This window comes from Parasphingorhabdus sp., from assembly GCF_041748495.1.
Taxonomy (GTDB): domain Bacteria; phylum Pseudomonadota; class Alphaproteobacteria; order Sphingomonadales; family Sphingomonadaceae; genus Parasphingorhabdus.
Map to the genome: position 1 here is coordinate 1 of NZ_JBGTDD010000179.1, position 4,738 is coordinate 4,738.

General features: G+C 52.3%; 4 protein-coding genes. 2 read left to right on the forward strand and 2 right to left on the reverse strand.

The window, feature by feature from the left end; translation table 11 throughout:
• Nucleotides 1–405 precede the first annotated feature (405 nt).
• Together ACEW8J_RS15140 and ACEW8J_RS15145 are read left to right on the forward strand one after the other, a co-directional pair.
• Nucleotides 406–825 carry a hypothetical protein gene (locus ACEW8J_RS15140; RefSeq protein WP_373492476.1) on the forward strand — a complete coding sequence of 140 codons (420 nt, stop codon included), beginning with the start codon at nt 406–408 and terminating at the stop codon, nt 823–825.
• Nucleotides 826–1,180: 355 nt separating this feature from the next.
• The gene (locus ACEW8J_RS15145) at nt 1,181–2,359 is read left to right on the forward strand and encodes a Yip1 family protein (protein WP_373492477.1); all 1,179 of its coding nucleotides are present in this window, start codon (nt 1,181–1,183) and stop codon (nt 2,357–2,359) included.
• A gap of 305 nt (nt 2,360–2,664) precedes the next feature.
• Here the strand turns inward: ACEW8J_RS15145 and ACEW8J_RS15150 are convergent, their stop codons facing one another.
• Entirely contained in the window at nt 2,665–3,330 is a 666-nt protein-coding gene (locus ACEW8J_RS15150; protein WP_373492478.1) for a hypothetical protein, read from the reverse strand.
• 54 nt (nt 3,331–3,384) lie between these two features.
• The gene (locus ACEW8J_RS15155; protein WP_373492479.1) at nt 3,385–4,509 is read right to left on the reverse strand and encodes a DUF3500 domain-containing protein; all 1,125 of its coding nucleotides are present in this window, start codon (nt 4,507–4,509) and stop codon (nt 3,385–3,387) included.
• Nucleotides 4,510–4,738 lie beyond the last annotated feature (229 nt).

Genomic DNA, 4,738 nt, shown 5'->3' on the forward strand with positions numbered 1-4,738 from the left:
TTCATGTCCACTTTCCTTTCACACTGCCCGAAACCTTTTCCCGAGCTTGCAAAGCCCTTCTAGATGATTCGGCTTGAGTGGAGACTGAACTGACTCGACAGCTATCGTTCATGTTATAGGCCATTTACATGAACGAAAGGCCGGGGCGATCCCGCCCCGTCAGCTCATGATATGGACAGCATTCTTGTCGCGGATGTAGCGGGACAAAAGCTCCTGCAGTGAGGGGCAAGAGGTTTCAGAGCACTGGAAATCGTCAGTTCCGCCCTCGTGGTGAAAAAATATGCCCGTGCCAGCGGTGAAAAACTGACATTTCCTATCCGAACGGCGCAAGACCGTTTTCGACCTATTTGCTGACATTGCGATAATTTGTTAGATGGTGCAGCCTTAGGACAAGGGAGAAAATGCTTGCACAAGTTGAGAGGATTGCGCGCTGCGCTAGCTTCGATTGCGATGGTTATTGCGACGCTGGTCACGCCGGTGGCTGCTCAGACCCAAGAGCCAAGTCCTGAAAATATAGGATTTGTCCTATATACCAAGACGACAAACCCGGGGACATTGATAGCTCGCTGGAATTATCAAAATCGATATTTTGGCCCCGGCCTGGCGACGGGCGGGCCAAATGAGGGATTCGAGGGAACCTATCATGTTCGCTATTTCTTCGAGGATGGGAAGTTTTCCGACGAATATGATCTGGAAATTGTGCAGGCCGGCACATTCTTTGACGTGATCTGGCGAGTTGACGGTGAAATTAAGGCTCGTGGTGTAGGGATGTTAGTAGAAGATGGAGCAGCATTAGCTGTCGGTTGGCACCGCGTCGGCGAGTAGGCATCGGCTTTTAAGTCAAACGGCAAGAATCCACCCACAATCGGGCATTCAGCAGTTTGCGGATCGTCCGCTTTGTGCTTCGCGCAAGCGGGCGATGAGGCATGATGACCATTTTGCCCTGTGACGAGCCTGAGTTCAGCCTCCCCTTTTCGCTGCTCGGACTGGGACAGTTCAGAATGCAATCCTTTGGCGTGAAGCGGCCCAGAAGCTGATTCCCTTCTCGGATTTCGCAGAGGCCAATGCCAACTGGCTGCGTTCATCTCATAAGCCACGGAAAAAATTTCTTTTACTTTGGCGGGTTTTCCAGCCAATTTGTGCCTTGGGTCGTAATCAGCTAAAATTTAGGGGTAGTTAGATGAACGAAGAAAAAAACGGCGCATCATTGTTGAACCGGGCGAAAGCCATATTGTTGCAACCTCGCCAAGAATGGCCGGTTATCGAAGGTGAAGCGGCAAGCATCGTTGATATCTATAAATCCTACGTCATTCCGCTGGCTGCGATCGGACCAGTTGCCGCCTTCATTCACGCCGTCGTTTTCGGCAATAGTTTCTTCGGAATTACCCACCGGCCGTCTTTTTTGTCGTCCCTTTCGTCCGCAGTCGTGAGCTACATATTCACTCTGATCGGCGTCTTCCTGATGGCGTTGGTGATCGACTTTCTGGCTACCCGTTTTGGCGGCACTGCGAATCGGAACAATGCTTTCAAGCTGGCTGCATATAGCGCAACCGCTGCATGGGTTGCCGCGATTTTTCAGCTTGTCCCGGGTCTCGGAATGCTCACCCTTCTTGGACTATATGGATTGTATCTACTCTATGTAGGCATCCCGATCATGATGAAGGCGCCGGACGACAAGGCCCTCATTTATACCGTGGCTATCGTCGTTGTCGGAGCGATCGCGGGGATGATTTTCAGCCTTGTTCTAGCCCCGCTCATGCTCTGGACCAGCACCGTGCCGGACGCCAGTGACGATAGGCTTTCCGGTAGCGTGAATGTACCTGGAGTCGGATCGTTCGATCTGAGCAAGCTTGAAGAAGCAGGCGAAAAAATGGCTGTGGCCAATGAAAGAGCGCAAAGCGGCAAGGCTACAGCGGTGCCTCCCCAACGCCTCGCCGCGATGCTGCCAGCGGCGCTGCCCGGCGGTTTGGTTCAGTCCAATTTGAAAACCAGCGGCACGTCGATTGGCGGAATGGGAACATCCAGTGCATCGGCCAGCTATGGCGAGGGCAACAATCGGATCGAATTGACAATTAGCGACATCGGCGTCGCCGGAAGTATCGCAGCAATGGGCAATGCCATGAACATGGAGTCCGAAAGCCAGAACGGAAGCGTGATCGAAAAAATGGGACAGATCGACGGCCGCCTTACGACAATCCGTTTCGATAGCGCGCGCAAGGATGGCCGTTACGGAATGATCGTGGGTGAACGTTTCAATTTGCAAGCCGATGGTTCTGCCAACTCGATCGAGGATTTGCGCGCTGCTCTCGATCGGATTGATATTGCGGCTCTGGAAGCTATCGCAAGATCCGAAGAGTAAATGCGGTTCCGCGGGGGAGGCGACACCTCGATCCCCGCTGGCCGCTGATGGTCGGAATTCTTGTTCTTGCAGGTTGGTCCATGTCCCTGTTAGCGGACGGGCAGCTAGCGACCCACTAGCGGTCGTTCCGGTTCTGAACAGTCCTGAGAACTGTCTCGAAACAATTGGCTGATCGAAACTCTGCATGAAATCAGCGGTTTACTCAGGAAATTAACTCAAAATATTCGCAAGGCTTTGCGTGAACGTCGCCCATGGCTCGGTTTCACGGATTGCGAGACGTCCAAAATAGGAGAGCGGAATTTTGATCACATCGCCGTGAGATAAATGGGGCTTAACCCCTTGCGTCGCCACAAATCTGAAACTTGGGCAAAAATTAGTGGCAGCAGCCATAAAAATAGAAGCAGTGAGTCAGAAAATTTATCCAGCACCCCCAACAACCGTGCCCCCGGTGCAACAAGCATCACGGTTACAGCAACAAGCATCAACCTTTTATGGTATCTCGGCGTTTTCCGAAAAGAGATCGCAAGTGCAAAAGCGGGTGTAAACAGGAGCATATCAAACAGCGGAAAGGCGAGCCCTCTGCTCGCAGCATCCATACCTTGCAATAATATGTCATGCTGGAATGACTGCAACGCAATCCACAGACCCATAACAATCAGCGCGCAACCCCAGTAAATGCCAACCGTACCCAAAGCCATATGTTGCTTGATCTTGCCCTGAGCGGCTAAGACTGTCTGCACGATAAGCAGAACCAGCCAGCCGGTAAAGACGACTGCGTGGAGATGCGTGACCAGACCGTGATCGGACACGCCAAATGGCAATCTGCTGTAATAGCTCACCCAGAAACCAGCGATGGTGAAAATTGCAACCCAAACAGATGCTAAGACATAGGGCCTCTTCAAATAGTTTTTATACGACACTGCAACTTTCCCCACTGACAACTGGATCACCGCGCCAAACTTAATAGGCATGACTTTCCAAATGTTGCCGCAAATAGTCCTTACCATAGCGGACACCTGAACGGCTTACTCTCGATGCGCTTCTTCGTAGTGGATCTTCAACCATTCAGCTCCGTAGTCGTTTGATGGATCACGTGCGATTGAATGGACATGATTGTAGCCGCCATCCGCTGATCTCTCTCGCACATAATCGATCAGAATAGATGGTCCGTGGACACGAAACATGTAGCGTGCCGCAGGATTATCGGTTGGCCCCCACCAAGCAAAATAGAGCGTGTCGAGGCCGTCGTCCTCAATCGCTTGGCTTTGGCGCGCAGCTGCTTCATCTGATGCATCGCCAAGATACTCATCGATAACGCCATTAAGTAAGCGAAGCTGAAGCGGGTCAAGACTGGAGGCCCTAATTCCAACGGGTTCATCAAGTGCTCCACTGTTTCCAGGCCCGGCAAAGACATCATCATCCACCGCGTCCGAGACAACCGCCGCTTGGAGCTGCGATGTTTCCAATGATTTTATCAGCGCAAACGCGCGATCAGCTTCATGCTGCAGAATCCTCCAGCCAGCGTAACGACCTTCCGGCACGATCTGGGGATTAGCCCCAAGGAAGAGGGGCATGAAAGCGATCTTGCCATCCGCAACTGTAAAGTTGGCGGCATAGTGATGCCCGGTGACGGTCCAACCCCAATCCTTGGAGTTGGGATCGCTAAAAACAGAGACAAAGAACTTCTCACTGTCATAGTTTTCTATGATCGCTAGCGATCGGGCCTTGCGTGGATCTCCATCAGGCATTGCGGCAATCATATTGGCTACTATCTCTTGCAAGACGTCCTCGTGCCAAAAGCTCGTTGTCGTCTTGAGATAACCTTGGCTGGAAAAGGCCGAAGCCAGCATCGCATGGAACGCGCGCCGTTGCGCCACGGTCATTTCAGCGACTGCCATGCCGGAGCGTGGCGCCATGCTCACCGGGAGGTTCGACCAATTGGTTCGGGTGGTGCTGTCTTCAAGCGAAGCCATGACGATTGCACGCTGTTCATCGGTAAGGGTTGCGAGAAAACCGAGTGTTGTCTCTTGCATGGCATCCACTCTCGCTGCTTCGAGTGTATGCTCGGTGCTATCGTGCGCGTTGATTGCTGATACTGGTGCTAAGATTGCAATGGATGCCAATGTGGCGAAAACTTTAAGAAAACTCATCCAAATCCTCCCCTGACCCGAGGACGACTGTAAGCAACGTTTGTGCCGCGTGCAAGCAAGCGTAGGAAAGGCTTTCCGCAGTTGCTCTGAATGGCATATGTGGACGGCCTCCTTCTTACAAGGGTTGAGAGGGATAATTTGATCGGATCGCTTGCGCTCATATGTCCGGCCTGTTGGTGCGTTTGTTTGTAAACGCTGGCCAAGTTGGTTTCCGCGGCGCGTGTTCCAA